Consider the following 14,572-nt stretch of genomic DNA (forward strand, 5'->3'; position numbering starts at 1 on the left):
AATACCCCGGCACAATGGGACGTTGGGACGATAGAAGTAGAACCGCACTGACGAGGAGAGGAGGTCAGCAATGGCTGATCGGAGTCTGCGCGGAATGCGGCTCGGCGCACAGAGCCTGCAGAGTGACGAGGGCGTTGTCCTTGTCGACCGCCAGGTGCGAACGTACGAGACGACCCTGGGTGAGCGCTTCGCCGTCACCTTCGCCGCTGAAGCGGAGGTGCCCGAGGTCTGGGCGTCGCCGAAGAGCGGCAACGAGGGTCGTCTGCTTGACGAGGGCGGCGAGCAGGTCGCCTATGAGGCGCCGGAGCAGAAGCACCAGCGCACTCACTGGGACATGCTGCTCGAGCGTCGCACGCGGGAGGAGCTCGAAGAGGTCCTCCAGGAGCGGCTCACGTTCCTGCGCTCACGGCGCGGAACCAAGGGCGCGAAAGACGTCTGACCCCCGCAGGTCGCTCAGCGAGCGACCGTGACTGTCGAAAGGGACGAGGCCTCCAGGCTTCGTCCCTTTCGTGTGTCCGGTCGCCGCGCCACCGCCTCGTCCGTCTCGGACTGACCTGGCTCGGCTAGCGTCGCGGGATGCGCGCGGTCGCGATGCTCATCCGCTGCGTCTTCGAGCTCCCTGCGCCGACCAGCAGGCCCAGCCCGAGCACCGCGAGGGTGACCTCGATACCGCGCCCGAACAGCACCGCTGGGGTGAGGCCATCGGCAAGCGGGACATCCACGATCATGACACCTGGCTCGTACCAGGGCAGCTCGGCGAGCACGCTGCCCTCGGGTGAGTAGATGGCGCTCAAGCCCACGGTCGACGCCTGCACGATGGAGCGGCCCGTCTCCATCGAGCGCAGACGTGCGAACGCGAGCTGCTGTGCCGGCTCGTCGGTCTTCCCGAAGTCGGCGTTGTTGCTCGGTGCGAAGAGCACGGTGGCCCCCTCGAGGACCGCGTCGCGGATCAGCACGTCATCGACGATGTCGTAGCAGATGTAGGTGCCTGCCCTGATGTCACCGACCTCGAGGATGCTGTCGCGCTCCCCCGGCGAATAGCCGCGCCCGATCAGGCCGATCAGGTCGGGGGCCAAGGAGTACCAGAACTCGCGATCCGGGACGTACTCGCCGAACGGAATCGGGTGCTTCTTGTCGTATTGGTCGCCCCAGCCGTTCTCCGCGTCCCAGACGAACTGCGAATTGAAGAACCGGTCGTCGTCGGCGGTCGCGCCCTCCTCGACCGTCACGGCGTTCGCCACGATCGGGGCAGCGTATTGCTCGCTCAGCTGGTCCAGTGTGCGGCGCACTCCGGTCGAGGTCTTCGGGTTGAGGTCGATCGAGCCCTCTGGCCACAGGATGACGTCGACATCGGCGTCATCCGGGATGGTGAGGGTCGCATCGACATGGCCGAGGAAGACGTCTCCGGGGTCTCCGTCGACGAAGTAGGCGGCCTCTGGGGTGTCACCCTGGACCGCGGCGATCCGCGCGGAACCGATCTCGTTCGTCGGGTAGATGGGGACAACCGCGACGACGAGAACGGCTGCTGCAGCCGTCGCCCAGGTCACGGGTCTGACCCGGGCCCGCCCCAGCTCCAGGGCCAGCGCCACGAGGAAGACCATGACGAAGCCCATGCCCGAGAGTCCCAGCCACGACACGAGCTCAGCGAAGGGACTCGCCGACTGCGACTGTGCCACTCTCCCCCAGGCGAAGCCTCCGTACGGCCAGGCCGAGTAGATCGCTTCGCGCAGCGTCCACAGCCCCGCGACCGCCGCCGGGACGAGGACCAAGCGTCGCGCGCCGCCCTCCCAGCGCGCCGTGAGACGACGGTAGGCGAGCGCGATGAGCACCGCTCCCCCGGCCCAGAACAGCGACGAGAGGATGCTCAGCGCACTCCACGGGATAGGGCCGAGGAAGAGCGAAGCCCAGGCGATGAGCGGGAAGTAGTAGGCGAGCCCGGAGGCCAGGCCCACGAGGAACGCTCCTCCGGCGGAACGGTGCATGAGGGAGCAGAGCACGAGCCCGATGCCGACGAAGGCAAGCGGCCACAGCGCGGGTCCTGGGAAGGCGGCTCTCAGCAGCAGGCCACCCGCAACGGCAGCCATCAGGGAGAGCCAGACGGACCTCACCCCACCCCCGAATAGGCAACGATGCCCCGACGCACGCTGCTGGACGCCTGTCGGGCTGTCGTCGCGAACTTGCCCTCTGCGACCTTCTCGATCTGGTCGAGCACGTCGAGCACCTGCTTGCACCACCGCACGAAGTCGCCCGCCGCGAGGTTCGACTCCTCGAGGACCCGCTCGAGCTCGGCGCCATGCGCCCAGTGGAAGATGGCGGGGGCGAGGTTCGTGGCCAGGCGCGACGAGCGTGGCACGCGGTACTTCTCGGCCAGCTCGTCGAGCGACTGCCAGTGCTTCTCGGTGGTCTGCATGGCCCCGCGGAACGCTCCGCGAGGAAGCTGGTACTCCTCGAGGGTCTCCTCTTCGCGGCGCGGCTCGTAGACGAGGACTGCAGCCATGGCGGCAAGCTGCTGGGGGTTCAGCTCGTTCCACACCTGTCTGCGCAGGCACTCGGCGATGAGCAGGTCACGCTCGCCGTAGATGCGCGCGAGCGTGCGGCCGTGGTCGGTCACGGCGAGGTCTTTGTCGCCGCTGTCGGCGGGGGCCAGGTAGCCGAGATCCAGCAGGAGTTCGGTGATCCGGTCGAAGACCTGCGCGACGGCGCCCGTTCTCGATTCGATCTGCCGGGTCAGCTTGTCGTTGTCGTGCTTCAGCTTCCAGTAGCGCTCACCCCAGCGAGCATGCTGCTCCCTGTCCGGGCAGACATGGCAGGGGTGCCGCTTGAGGGCGTTCTGGAGCTGCGTCAGCTTCGCCTGCCTGCGCTCGCGCGCGGCGTGCTGGTGCGCCTCGTCGTGGGGGATGCGCTTGCGCTCGAGATCGTTGAGCTCGCGGCGGATGCGCGAGTACTCGAAGAAGTCGCCGAGGTGGCAGTTCATGCCGTCCTCGTAGCCCGCGAGGGCCTCCTCCTGCTGACGCACTCGCTTCGCGAGGTCGACGACTGCTCTGTCCGCCTGGAACTGCGCGAACGATGACTCGAGCACGGAGCGGGTACGCGCGCGTCCGAACCGGTCGATGAGGTTGACCGCCATGTTGAAGGTCGGTTTGAAGCTCGAATTCATCGGGTAGGAGCGACGCGAGGCGAGCGAGGCGATCGCCTGGGGATGCATTCCGCCGACCCACTGCACGACTGCGTGGCCTTCGATGTCGATGCCACGGCGGCCTGCTCGTCCGGTCAGCTGCGTGTACTCGCCGGGAGTGATGGGCACTCGCGATTCGCCGTTGAACTTCTCGAGCTTCTCCAGCACGACCGTGCGGGCCGGCATGTTGATGCCGAGCGCTAGCGTCTCGGTCGCGAAGACGAGCTTCACGAGCTTGCGCTGGAAGAGCTCCTCGACGACTTCCTTGAACGCAGGCAGCAGCCCCGCGTGGTGGGCGGCGATGCCGCGCTCGAGGGCTTCCGTCCACTCGTAGTAGCCGAGGACCGCGAGGTCCTGATCGAGGAGGTTGCGGCAGCGGTCCTCGACGATCCAGCGGATCTCGTCGCGTTCCTCGCGAGTGGTCAGCGAGACGCCGGCGCGAAGCACCTGGGAGACGGCCTGGTCGCACCCCTTGCGGCTGAAGATGAAGTTGATGGCAGGCAGCATGTCGGCATCGTCGAGCATGCGGGTCAGGCCCGCTCGGTCGGCCCTGGCCGTCTGGAATCGCTGCTCCTTCCAGCTGCTCCCCCGGCCCCTGCGTCCGACGCGGTCGCGGTCGCGGCCGTCTTCGCGCCGCCCGCCGCCGCCCTGCGTGGCCCGGACGAGGTCGGGGTTCACGCGGTCGGCGATGTCGCCGTCACGGGTCTCGAAGAGGTCGTAGAGGCGCTGGCCGACGAGCACGTGCTGGAACAGCGGTGTGGGGCGCTCTTCGGAGACGATGACGTCGGTGTCGCCGCGCACAGTCTGCAGCCAGTCGCCGAACTCCTCGGCGTTCGAGACCGTCGCCGACAGGGAGATGAGTCGCACCTCGCTGGGAAGGTGGATGATCACCTCTTCCCAGACGGCACCCCTGAACCGGTCGGCGAGGTAGTGGACTTCGTCCATGATGACGTACGCGAGGTCGTCGAGCAGGTCGCTGCCTGCGTAGAGCATGTTCCGCAGCACTTCGGTGGTCATGACGACGATCCGCGCGCGCGGGTTGATGTTGACGTCTCCCGTGAGGAGGCCGACTTCGCTCTCGCCGTAGCGGCGCACGAACTCGCTGAACTTCTGATTGCTCAGCGCCTTGATCGGCGCCGTGTAGAAGATCTTGGCGTTCGGCTGGCGCATGGCGAGGAAGACGCCGAACTCGGCGACGACGGTCTTGCCAGCGCCCGTCGGCGCCGCGACGAGCACGCTCTTGCCGGCCTCGACGCTCGCGCAGGACGCGATCTGGAACTCGTCGAGGTCGAAGCTCAGTTCGCGACGGAACAGCTCGAACTGCTGCAGCTGAGCGCGGGACCTGCTGGCCGCGAAGCGCTCGGACGGGCTCGGGGTCATGCAGCCGACGCTTCGGCCGCCGCCAGCTCGGCCTCGAACTTCTTGTGCTTCTTCGCGCGCCGTCGGTCGTTGATCATGGCGATGCCGACGGCGAGGAAGTACAGGCCGAGCATTGGGGCCATCAGGAAGAACATGGAGAGGACGTCAGCCGACGGCGTTGCCATCGCCGCGAAGAGCGCGACGAGCAGCACGGCCGTGCGCCACCCCTTGAGAATCGCTGAGCCCGTGATGACGCCCGCGAAGTTGAGCATGACGAGGATCACCGGGAGCACGAAGGCGATGCCCACCGCGATGCACAGCGTCATGATGAGCTTGTAGTAGTCGCCAGCGCTGATGAGGCTCGCGCTGTCCTCAGGCGCGAAGCTGACCATGACCTCGACGATGCGGGGCATCAGCAGCCAGGCGACCCAGACACCAGCGAGGAACAGCGGGATCGCCGTCCCCACGAAGCCGATGGCGTACCACCGTTCGTTCTTCTTGAGTCCGGGGACGACGAACATCCAGATCTGGTAGAGCCAGACCGGCGAGGACAGGATCACACCGAGGCCGAGGGAGATCTGCAGTCGCAGATCGAAGGCGCCCGTGATGCTCTGGAAGTTCAGGTCCGCCGTTCGACCGCGGGTCTCAGCGATGTCGTGGATGGGGGCGGCCATCAGGTTGAAGACCCAGTCCGTGAGCAGGAAGCCGCCCACCATGCCGAGCACGATGCCGATCGCGGAGATGATGAGCCGGTTGCGGAACTCGATGAGGTGCTCCGCGAGGCGCATGCGCCCGTCAGGATCGCGCCTGCGGTCCTTCTTCGCTCTCTTCGGCGTCGCCTTCGGTGCTTCGACCGGGGACGGCCCCTCGCTTGGCTGGAGGGTCACGTCAGTTGGATGGACCAGTGGTGCCCCTGGCGTCGGAGCTCGGGGCAGCGGGCGCCTCAGGAGCCGGCGCTGCCGGAGCGGAGTTCTGAACGGGAGGCGTCACAGGTGCCTGCGGCGCGGCGGGCGCCTGTGGCGCAGCGGCAGCAGGCTGCGAGTACACGTCTGTCGACGGCGTGCCGTCGACCTCGTCGTCCTTCTTCATGTTCTTGACTTCACCGCGGAAGATGCGCATCGACTGTCCGATGCTCTTCGCGAGGCCCGGGAGCTTCGGGGCGCCGAAGAGCAACAGGACGATCACCAGGATGATGATGAGGTGTGGGCCAGTCAGATTCGGCATGGTGTCAGTTGCCTTTCACAAGGTGTTCATATTGAAACGGGTCTGCGGTCGTCAGCTCACGGCCACGCTCGAGGCGTTGCTCGTGACGCTGCTCTTTGGTTTCGTCGAGCGCTTCTTTCAGCGCACCTCGCTCGACTTGGACCTCGCGGAGACCGCGAACGATCGCATTGCTCCGTGGAGGCGTGAATGAGACGAGCGTTTGCGCACGCTTCTCGAACGCCTCGAGGAGAACCTCGAGGCCCGCCAGCTCGCCCTGCAGGAGGACGACCTTCTTGAAGAGCCAGTAGCCCAGTGCACCGAGCACGCCAAGCAGGATGAGCACGAGGCCCACCCAGATGAGAACCCAACTCCACCACGGCATAGTGACTCCAACGATACCTGGTCTGCGCTGAATCGCCAGTCACCCGGCGTCGGCCCGCCGTCGGGGTTCAGCGCTCGTCGTGCTCGCGGAGCGCCGTAGCAGCCCAGTCGGCGACGGCAGCACGCGCGGACGCGGGCGCCATGACGCGCATCTCCCCCGCGTTCCCGGCGATAAGACGGGCAAGATGTCGCATCGAGGCGATCCGGACCTGCACGGTAGCGCGTCCACGTTCGTCGACAGCCGGCGCGGGCTGACCCGGCGGCAGGTAGTCGCGCAGGAGCGGCAGGACAGCGGCTCCAGCCTCGATCGTGACGAGGACATGATCCTCGCTCGGCGTGAAGATCGGGCGGGACGTCTCGACCGCAGGATGAGACTCGGCAGAAACATCCGTGACCACCGCCTCGCGCATTCGGTCGAGCCGGAACACGCGCTCGGCGTCGCGCTCCAGGCACCAGCCGCGCAAAAACAGGTCGCCGCCCAGGGTCTCGAGTGTGAAGGGATCCACGTGGCGCATGCTCTCCTCGCCGTCCTCGCGCCGGTATCGGAAGCGCAGGCGCCTTCGCGTGGCGAGAGCGGCTGAGACGGCGTCGCGGGCAGCAGGAGGCTCAGCGGTCGAGCCGAAGGCGAAGTGGGGCGCTGCGCCGCTCGCTCCGAGCTTCCGGAGGAGATCGTCGATGCGGTTCTCATCGACGAGTCGAGGGAGGCTGCGCAGGAACCCGAGGCCGGCGATCACGGCTGCCGCTTCTCGGTTGGACATGCGCGGCGCTTCCTCGAGGGCGACGAAGTGGGTCACCTCGATGAGGTCGTGCGCCTCGAAGGCATCCCAGTTGATGTCGAAGAGGTCGAGGTGGCTGTAGACCCCCGCATCTCCCGGTGTGCCGGACACCGCGATGAGTCGGACCGCATCCCGGACCTGCGTTGTGCTCACGCCGAAGTGGCTCGCCGCGGTCTCGACGGGCACCGCTGCTTCCTGCTGGCGCAGGTACGGCACGAGTGACACGAGGAGCGCGAGACGGTCGGCGGAGACGAAGGGGCTCACGGGGCGACCTCGCTGTGGTCGGAGACGACCGCGGTCAGACGCGCCTCGACGAGCTTGGCGAGCTGTTCAGGCTCGAGCACACGGACCTCCGAGCCGAAGGAGGCGAGGCGATTCGCGAGGAGGTCCACGTCGGTGTAGCCGAGCTCGATCTCGCGCCAGGGGGTGTCGGCCGCGGACGCGACGGAGCGGAGCCTGACCTCCGCGTCCGAGCCCTCACGGACCTCGAGTCGCGCGCGCTGCCTGCGCGCGAGTTCCGCCAGCGCGTCGAGCGCTCGTGCCGCGTGCTGTTCAGGGGTCACGCCCGGGTAGCGCTTCGTGTCGACCGCGCCGAGTGTCCTCGGCGTCGAGAGGATGCGCGCCAGGAGGAACATGCGCTCGCTGGCCCGGTCGAGATCGTAGGAGACGAGCAGCCAGTTCGCGTCGGCCAACACCAGCGCAAGCGGTTCGACCCGGCGAACCCGCGCAGCTTCCTCGCCGGGCTTCGCGTACGAGAACGAGACGAGTCGCCCCTCCTCGATGGCTGTCGAGAGGGGCTCGAAGGCCGCGTCGCGAGCCCGAAGGCGCGGTGCCACGCCGACGAGGTCCTCGCTGGTGGTCTCCCCCAGCGCCTTCAGCTTCATGAGGCCGCGCCTCGACTCCTGCGAGACCGAGCCCTCGCGCCACACCTGGGCGGCCAGTGCGAGCAGGGCCGTCTCCTCAGCATCGAACTCGAGTCCTGCCGGCATGGAGAACCCGCCTTGAGGAACCCGGTAGCGAGCGAGCTGGTTGTTGCCGGGCGCCGAAGGGTCGTCGATGACCTCGACGGGAACGCCGAGGTCTCTCAGCTCGGTCTTGTCGCGCTCGAATCGTTTCTCGCGCGCGGTAGCCGCACTCCCGCTGCCGTCGCCCGAGTACCCGTGCACGGTCTCGAAGATGTCGCTCTTCGTGAGTCCTCGCTCGGTCGTCAGGAGCGCGAGGACCAGCGAGAACTGGCGCTCAGCAGCGGAGGGCGCCTTGGCTCGGGGTGTTCGCTCGCTTGCCACGCCTCGATGTTAGATCGTGCCGAGGATGTCGACGACGAAGACCAGCGTGGAGCCGGCGGGAATCGCCTCGCTCGCCTGGTCGCCATAGCCGAGGGCCGGCGGGATGACGGCGATGACCTGCGAGCCGACCGTCTGGCCGACCAGGGCCTGCGCGAAGCCGTCGACGACACCGGTGGTGGAGAACTGGGCTGGGGTGCCGCGGTCCCAGGAGCTGTCGAACGTCTCGCCCGTCGCGAAGAGGACGCCCGTGTACTGGACGACGACGGAGCTGCCTTCCGCCACGACGGGGCCGGTGCCGAGCTTGCGTGTCTCGAGGACCAGCTCGTCCGGCGCAGTCGCACCGTCGACGATCGTGACCTGCGGAGCGCCTTCGGCTGCATCCGTCACCGTGACGAGCGACTGGGTCGATGCCTGCTCGGCTCCCGTGGCCCGCGTCTCCGGGACCTCGATAACGTCTGCGACGACAAGCGCGGGAGGCGTGTCCGTCGCTCCGGCGTTGGCCGTTCCTTCGAGGAGCAGGGCCGCGGGGATGAGGGCGACGACGCGCGAGCCGGAAGTCACGCCATCGAAGAGCCCCGTGAGGTAGCCCGGGATGCCCTCCGCGTTGAGGTCGAGGACCTGCCCGAGCGGCGCGTACGGGCTCTCCTCGGCTTTCGTGCCTGCGTCGTACACCGTGAGGTTCGCGGCGACCGTGGAGTCGAGCGTGATCTCCTCGCCGTCACCCTCGATCTCGACGCGGCGCTCCATCTCCTCGCCGAGACCTGCAACGTCGCCGATCTCGACGCTCGGCGCTGCGCCGTACTCACCGCTGACCTGGACGCCGTTGAGCGCGTCTCCGCTCGCGGCGGGGGTCGAGCTGCCGGCGCATGAGGCCAGGCCGAGCGAGATGAGGAGGGCCGCGGCGATCGCGGGGAGACGTCGTTGCATTGATCCGCCTTGCGTGGAGTCGGGAGGGAGGTTGGGGAGTCGGCCTGGTCGCTACTCGGCGGCCAGGATGTCGATCACGAAGACCAGGGTGCGTCCCTGCGTGGCTGTGGCGTTCAACGGCCCTGGCTGGGACGCGAGGCGCTCGGGAGGAAGGACGACGACGAGCTGCGAGCCCACCGGGGTGCCGACGATCTCCTGGCTCAGGCCGAAGAGCCCGTCTGTGGGTGCCATGGTGAGCTGGAGCACGTTGTTGCCGGGCGTCCACGTGGATGCGACCTGCTCGCCCGTCGTCCAGTCGAAGGCCGAGAGCTGCATCGTCACTGCCTGTCCCTCGGCGACCGGGGAGCCGTAGCCGTCGATGCGCACGTGTCGCTTCGGGGCTGCTGGCGGGTCCTGGGCTGGCATGGTGACACCCGGGGTGCCGTTCGGCGCCGTCACGACGGCCGGGATGCCGTCTTCGGGGGCGGCGATGCGCCCACCGGCACTCGACGGGTACACGTCGAGCACATCGGCGATGGCGACGATCGTCATGGCCGGGTCGACGCCCGTCGACGCCGCGGCTTCGCCGAACAGGATGCTCGCGGGCATGACGGCGACGACGCGCTCGCCGGTCTGCGAGCACTCGATCGCCTCCGCCAGCCCAGGGAAGGTGTTCGCGATCGTCGCAACACTCGTGGGCGCCGAGGCGCCGGACTCGTCCGCAACCGTCGGGCTGTAGGGAACGAGCACCTCGCCGCCGGCTCCGTCGAGCAGCTCGAAGTTGGCTCGCACGACTCCGGACGGAGTGACCGGGTCGCCGGTTCCGACGCCGTCACGTGTGGTCTCGAGAGCGGTCACCGACAGCGGATGCGGCAGGGTCGCACCGCTGAGCTCGCCGAATGCGCCGTCCGCCGAGATGCTCGTCGACGCGGTGCCCTCCACGCCGGGCAGCTCGCACGCCGCGACGTCGAGCTCGCTCTCCGGCCAGGTGACGCAGCCCGTGAGGGCGATCGCGACGGCGGACGCGGTCAGCGCGGCCCCCGCGAGTCGGATTCGTGTGCGATTCATTCGCTCTCTCCCTCTGGTCCGGTGCTCTGCGCCTCGGTGTCGTCCTGCTGCGTCTCGGGGGCAGCCGGCTCGCTGCCCTGCCCCGAGGTGATGGCCGCGCCGCGCTGCGCGAGTCTGGCGCGCTTGCGGAGCACCTTGTCGCTCACCTGTCGGTCGCCCAGCGATCCCGGCGTCCAGATCTCCACGTCCTCGTCGCTGAAGTCCGACTTGGAGGCTCGGCGCTTGAGGTTCGGCAGGACGGCGCCATCCGCGAGGCGGCGGGCGGTGAGCAGGAAGCCGGTGTGACCGATCATGCGGTGGTCGGGACGCACCGCGAGGCCCTCGACGTGCCAGCCGCGGACCATCGTCTCGTCGGCATTCGGATCGGTGAAGAGTCCGGTTGCGCGGATGGCCTCGGCGACGCGGGACAGCTGGGTGACCGTGGCAACGTAGCAGAGCAGCACTCCGCCGGGCTTGAGGGCGTCCGCGACGACCTCGAGGCACTCCCAGGGGGCGAGCATGTCGAGCACGGCCCGGTCGGCCGTCCCGTCGGCGTGCTGCGCGGGGAGCGCTTCGGCGAGGTCGCCGAGCACGAGGTTCCAGTTGTCCGGCTTCTCGCCCATGACGCTGATGACGTTGCCCTCCGCGACCTGGGCGAACTCCTCCCGGCGCTCGAAGGACGTGAGCGAGCCCGTGCCCCCGAGCATGCGCAGGATCCAGAGCGAGAGCGCGCCCGAGCCGACGCCGGCTTCGATGACGCGTGCACCAGGGCGGATGTCGGCCTTCGCGAGAATCGCCGCGGCATCCTTCGGGTAGATGATGGCGGCACCGCGCGGCATGGACATGACGATGTCCTCGAGCAGCGGACGCAGCGCCAGGTACTGGCCCCCGTCGGTCGCGGCGATGACCGAGCCCTCGTCGACGCCGATGATCGTGTCGTGGTCGATCATGCCCTTGTGCATGAAGTAGCGCTTGCCTGGCTCCAGGTAGAGGGTGCTGACGCGCCCCTTCGGGCCGGTCAGCTGCACGCGGTCTCCAGCGCGGAAGGGTCCGCCGATGTCGGTCTGGGTCATAGCTGTGCTTCGCTTTCTCGGTTGGCGGCGTCGTCTGCCGTCTGTGCGTCTTGTCCCGTCGCCGCTGCGCTTGCGACGCGCTCAACGAGTTCGCCGAGCTCGTCGAGGGTGATGCCCTCGAGCGTGTGCGTCACGAGATGCGCGTGGTGCGCCTCGAGCGTCTGGCCGTGAGGGATGCCGATCGTCGCGCATCCGGCGGCCCGAGCGGCCTCGAGGCCGCGGCGCGAGTCCTCGACCGCGATGCAGCTCTCCGGTGCGACGCCCAGCTGCTCGGCCGCGCGGAGGTAAGGTTCGGGGTGCGGCTTGCCGTTGTCGACCTCGTCGCCAGCGATCACGATCGTGAACAGCGGGGCGTCGAGCGTCGAGACGACTGCGTCGGCGAGGATGCGCGTCGAGTTCGTCACGAGCGCGTTCGGGATGCCCGCAGCGTGCAGGTCCGTCAGCAGCTCCAGAGCTCCGGGCCGCCAGTCGAGCTCCCTGAGGATGCTCGCCATGACGGTCGAGTTCATGTGATCCACGATCGCCTGCGGCTCGAGCCTGACGCCGAGGCGAGCGAAGAACTCGGACGCGTCGGCCATGCTCGAGCCCACCATCCCCAGCTCCTGCTCTTCGGTGAGCGGAGGCAGGCCGTGGTCGCTGAGGAGGTTCAGCTGGGCGGTCTGCCAGTACTGCTCGGTGTCGACGATGGTGCCGTCCATGTCCCACAGGACGGCGGCGGGAAGTTTCGAAGGAGCCACGGGGCGACAGTCTACGGGGCGGCCGGGCGGCTGCCGACGCCCCGCCGCGTATCCTTGGACGACAGTCCATCCATGGCGAGGAGCACGGTGACGGATCACAGCGAGGCCACCACACCATTTGCGCGAGGCCGACTGCTCGTGGTCGCCCTGCTCGGTTGGAACGACGCGGGCGATGCGGCCTCGAGCGCCGTCCGATCGCTGCAGGAGGCTATCGGCGCGGACCGCCTCATCGAGGACATCGACGACGAGTCGTTCTTCGACTACTCGATCCACCGCCCGGTCATGAAGGCAGGCGTGGAGGGCATCCGGAAGATCCAGTGGCCGAGCGTCGCCTTCAGTGGCATCCCGCTTCGTGAGGCCTCGGAGGCGGATGCCCCGGCCGAGACCACGGAGCTCGCGGCAGACGCGGGGCTCTCCGTGAGCTCCGACAACGGAGAGAACGTGTTCGTGCTCATCGGCCCCGAGCCGACGCTGCGGTGGCGGAGCTTCACGAAGCACGTCGTCGACCTGTGCGAGCGGGAGGGCATCACACGCATCGTGCTCGTCGGCGCGCTCCTCGCTGACGTACCCCACACCCGACCGATCACCATCTTCATGTCGAGCGACGACGCTGCGGTCCGGGAAGAGCTCGACATCGACCGCAGTGAGTACGAGGGCCCGACGGGGGTGCTGTCGGCGATCGGCGAGGAAGCGCGTTCGCGCGGCATGCTGGTGCTCTCGCTCTGGGCCTCCGTTCCCCACTACGCGCATCACTCGCCGTCCCCGAAGGCCACGCTCGCGCTCGTCGACCGACTCACCGAGATAGTTGATGTCTCGATCCCCCACGGCGAGCTCGTCACCGAGTCCGCAGAATGGGAGGCGGAGGTGACGGAGGCGACCGCGCAGGACGAGGAGATCGCGCAGTACGTCGGCTACCTCGAGCGGACGCGCGACATGGTCGAGGCGCCTGAGGCGTCCGGGGAGGCGATCGCGCAGGAGTTCGAGCGCTTCCTCGAGCAGGCGGCCGGGAAGAAGCCGCAGCCGGGGCCAGGGGCGTTCCCGACGGATCTCTCCGGGACCGCGCAGCGGCCCATGGGAGGCGACCGTCGAGCGACGCCCGAGGACGGCGCCCAGGATGCGGATGCCGCCGAGCCCGAGTCCGATGCCGCCCAGGACACCGAAGGCGGTCCCGGCCGGGAACCCCGCGACCGTGACGGTGAGACAACCGAGGGTACCGAGGACGCCGAGGACTGACCCAGCCAGGAGCGGCGGGTCTCCGAGCCAGGATCCTGCTCGGAGCTACTCGCTGGTGAGGCTCACACCCAGGAGAGCGTCGACGAGCCTGGCGACGTCGCCGTCTCTGTCGGCCGGAGGCGCCTGAACCCACTCGTCGACGATCTCGACGACTGCTGGGGTGTTCAGATCCTCGGCGATCGCAGCCCGCATCCGCGTGACGAAGCTGCTCTGCTCGGGCGAGACCGCTCCGGTGGTCGACCGCCCTGCCCGCTCGCGCCAGGCAGACAGGCGCTCGCTCGAGCGCTCGAGCTCCGCGTCGGTCCACTCCCAGTCGCTCCGGTAGTGGTGGGAGAGCATCGCGAGCCTGATCGCCATGGGATCGACGCCATCGGCGGTGAGCCGCGAGACGAGCACGAGGTTGCCGAGGGACTTCGACATCTTGGTTCCGTCGTAGGCGATGAGGCCAGCATGCGCGTACGCTCGCGCGAAGTCGGCGGCTGAGCCGTTCGAGTCCGCCGAGGTCAGCGAGATCGCGTGCGCGGCCGAGAGCTCGTGGTGGGGGAAGCGAAGGTCCCGGCCGCCGCCCTGCACCGAGATCGGGGCCCCGAGCGTGCGTGTCGCGATGACGGAGCACTCGATATGCCAACCGGGACGACCGAGTCCCACGGCGCTCTCGAAGGCGGGCTCGCCGTCTCGCGCGCTGCGCCAGAGCAGTGGGTCGAAGGGGCCGTGCTTGCCCTCACGGTCGGGGTCTCCCCCGAACTCGAGGAATGCGGCTTCCATCTCGGCCGGGGTGTACCCGGAGACGTCGCCCATCGTCCAGCTGCTGGCGGTTTCGGCGGCCGCGACGTCGTAGTACACGTCGCCGAGCTCCGTGACAGGAGCGGGCGCCGCGTCGCTCGCGACGGCGACCCGGTAGGCGAGTCCCGCGTCGATGAGCTTCGCGATGGCGTCGCCCGTCTCGGCAATGCTGTCCTGCACCCGAACGTACGCGTCGGGCGGCAGCACGCGAAGCGCGGCCATGTCCGAACGGAAGAGGTCGGTCTGCGAGGTCGCGATCTCCTGCCAGTCGCGCCCCGTCTTGGCGGCGCGCTCGAGGAGTGGGTCGTCGACGTCCGTGATGTTCTGCGCGTACCTGACCTCGAGACCCGCATCGCGCCAGGCGCGTCCGAGGGTGTCGAACGCGAGGTACGTGGCCGCGTGGCCGAGGTGCGTCGCGTCGTATGGGGTGATCCCGCAGACGTAGAGGGTCGCGATCCCATCGGGGGTGACGGTGTCCTGCACACGTCCGCTCGCCGAGTCGAAGACCCTGATCGGACCACCGCCGTTGCCGGCTACCGAGGGGACTGCAGGGATGGGCCACGAGGGAACGGTTCGCACCGGGACATCCTATGTCGCACCCCAGCCTTCACCG

Annotated in this window: 14 protein-coding genes; 2 read left to right on the forward strand and 12 right to left on the reverse strand. The window is 68.6% G+C overall.

The features are described from left to right. Positions 1 to 70 precede the first annotated feature (70 nt). Positions 71 to 439 (forward strand): RNA polymerase-binding protein RbpA, encoded by a 369-nt coding sequence (locus GV007_RS07340; RefSeq protein WP_068479689.1) that lies wholly within the window; start codon positions 71 to 73, stop codon positions 437 to 439. A gap of 124 nt (positions 440 to 563) precedes the next feature. On the opposite strand, the gene lnt is transcribed toward GV007_RS07340, so the two are convergent. The 11 genes from lnt to GV007_RS07395 all read right to left on the reverse strand — a co-directional run bounded on the left by lnt (position 564) and on the right by GV007_RS07395 (position 11,943). Further along, a complete protein-coding gene (gene lnt / locus GV007_RS07345; protein WP_160071714.1) occupies positions 564 to 2,084 on the reverse strand; it encodes an apolipoprotein N-acyltransferase in 1,521 nt (506 codons plus the stop codon). A 20-nt stretch (positions 2,085 to 2,104) separates the two neighbouring features. Further along, on the reverse strand, positions 2,105 to 4,555 hold the full coding sequence (locus tag GV007_RS07350; protein ID WP_160071715.1) for a DEAD/DEAH box helicase: 2,451 nt from the start codon (positions 4,553 to 4,555) through the stop codon (positions 2,105 to 2,107). Then, a complete protein-coding gene (tatC, locus tag GV007_RS07355) occupies positions 4,552 to 5,421 on the reverse strand; it encodes a twin-arginine translocase subunit TatC (protein ID WP_236558406.1) in 870 nt (289 codons plus the stop codon). Before tatC ends, GV007_RS07350 begins: the two co-directional genes overlap by 4 nt. A 1-nt stretch (position 5,422) precedes the next feature. After that, positions 5,423 to 5,758 carry a Sec-independent protein translocase subunit TatA gene (tatA, locus tag GV007_RS07360; RefSeq protein ID WP_160071716.1) on the reverse strand — a complete coding sequence of 112 codons (336 nt, stop codon included), beginning with the start codon at positions 5,756 to 5,758 and terminating at the stop codon, positions 5,423 to 5,425. A 4-nt stretch (positions 5,759 to 5,762) separates the two neighbouring features. Next, a complete protein-coding gene (locus tag GV007_RS07365; protein WP_146080545.1) occupies positions 5,763 to 6,080 on the reverse strand; it encodes a hypothetical protein in 318 nt (105 codons plus the stop codon). Positions 6,081 to 6,186: 106 nt separating this feature from the next. Beyond that, positions 6,187 to 7,158, reverse strand: a complete 972-nt coding sequence (locus GV007_RS07370; RefSeq protein ID WP_160071717.1) for a helix-turn-helix transcriptional regulator — start codon at positions 7,156 to 7,158, stop codon at positions 6,187 to 6,189. Further along, positions 7,155 to 8,180 carry a helix-turn-helix transcriptional regulator gene (locus GV007_RS07375; RefSeq protein ID WP_160071718.1) on the reverse strand — a complete coding sequence of 342 codons (1,026 nt, stop codon included), beginning with the start codon at positions 8,178 to 8,180 and terminating at the stop codon, positions 7,155 to 7,157. Before GV007_RS07375 ends, GV007_RS07370 begins: the two co-directional genes overlap by 4 nt. A 9-nt stretch (positions 8,181 to 8,189) precedes the next feature. Then, the gene (locus tag GV007_RS07380) at positions 8,190 to 9,107 is read right to left on the reverse strand and encodes an FKBP-type peptidyl-prolyl cis-trans isomerase (protein ID WP_160071719.1); all 918 of its coding nucleotides are present in this window, start codon (positions 9,105 to 9,107) and stop codon (positions 8,190 to 8,192) included. A 51-nt stretch (positions 9,108 to 9,158) separates the two neighbouring features. After that, positions 9,159 to 10,154 (reverse strand): hypothetical protein, encoded by a 996-nt coding sequence (locus GV007_RS07385; RefSeq protein WP_160071720.1) that lies wholly within the window; start codon positions 10,152 to 10,154, stop codon positions 9,159 to 9,161. After that, positions 10,151 to 11,206 carry a tRNA (adenine-N1)-methyltransferase gene (locus tag GV007_RS07390; protein ID WP_160071721.1) on the reverse strand — a complete coding sequence of 352 codons (1,056 nt, stop codon included), beginning with the start codon at positions 11,204 to 11,206 and terminating at the stop codon, positions 10,151 to 10,153. Before GV007_RS07390 ends, GV007_RS07385 begins: the two co-directional genes overlap by 4 nt. Next, entirely contained in the window at positions 11,203 to 11,943 is a 741-nt protein-coding gene (locus tag GV007_RS07395; protein WP_160071722.1) for an HAD family hydrolase, read from the reverse strand. Before GV007_RS07395 ends, GV007_RS07390 begins: the two co-directional genes overlap by 4 nt. 87 nt (positions 11,944 to 12,030) lie before the next feature. On the opposite strand from GV007_RS07395, the gene GV007_RS07400 reads away from it, so the two are divergent. Continuing rightward, complete coding sequence (locus GV007_RS07400) at positions 12,031 to 13,176, forward strand: proteasome assembly chaperone family protein (RefSeq protein ID WP_236558407.1); 1,146 nt, start codon at positions 12,031 to 12,033, stop codon at positions 13,174 to 13,176. Positions 13,177 to 13,221: 45 nt separating this feature from the next. Here GV007_RS07400 and mshC read toward each other — a convergent pair whose 3' ends face one another. After that, on the reverse strand, positions 13,222 to 14,538 hold the full coding sequence (gene mshC, locus GV007_RS07405) for a cysteine--1-D-myo-inosityl 2-amino-2-deoxy-alpha-D-glucopyranoside ligase (protein WP_160071724.1): 1,317 nt from the start codon (positions 14,536 to 14,538) through the stop codon (positions 13,222 to 13,224). Between the last annotated feature and the right edge of the window lie 34 nt (positions 14,539 to 14,572).

It is taken from the genome of Pseudoclavibacter sp. 8L (assembly GCF_902506465.1).
Lineage (GTDB): Bacteria > Actinomycetota > Actinomycetes > Actinomycetales > Microbacteriaceae > Pseudoclavibacter.

What these genes read in the sequence shown, in the direction of transcription:
- GV007_RS07340 (WP_068479689.1), top strand. Translation starts at nt 71, where the DNA reads ATGGCTGATCGGAGTCTGCGCGGAATGCGGCTCGGCGCACAGAGCCTG.
- lnt (WP_160071714.1), bottom strand. Translation starts at nt 2,084, where the DNA reads ATGGCTGCCGTTGCGGGTGGCCTGCTGCTGAGAGCCGCCTTCCCAGGA.
- GV007_RS07350 (WP_160071715.1), bottom strand. Translation starts at nt 4,555, where the DNA reads ATGACCCCGAGCCCGTCCGAGCGCTTCGCGGCCAGCAGGTCCCGCGCT.
- tatA (WP_160071716.1), bottom strand. Translation starts at nt 5,758, where the DNA reads ATGCCGAATCTGACTGGCCCACACCTCATCATCATCCTGGTGATCGTC.
- GV007_RS07380 (WP_160071719.1), bottom strand. Translation starts at nt 9,107, where the DNA reads ATGCAACGACGTCTCCCCGCGATCGCCGCGGCCCTCCTCATCTCGCTC.
- GV007_RS07385 (WP_160071720.1), bottom strand. Translation starts at nt 10,154, where the DNA reads ATGAATCGCACACGAATCCGACTCGCGGGGGCCGCGCTGACCGCGTCC.
- GV007_RS07390 (WP_160071721.1), bottom strand. Translation starts at nt 11,206, where the DNA reads ATGACCCAGACCGACATCGGCGGACCCTTCCGCGCTGGAGACCGCGTG.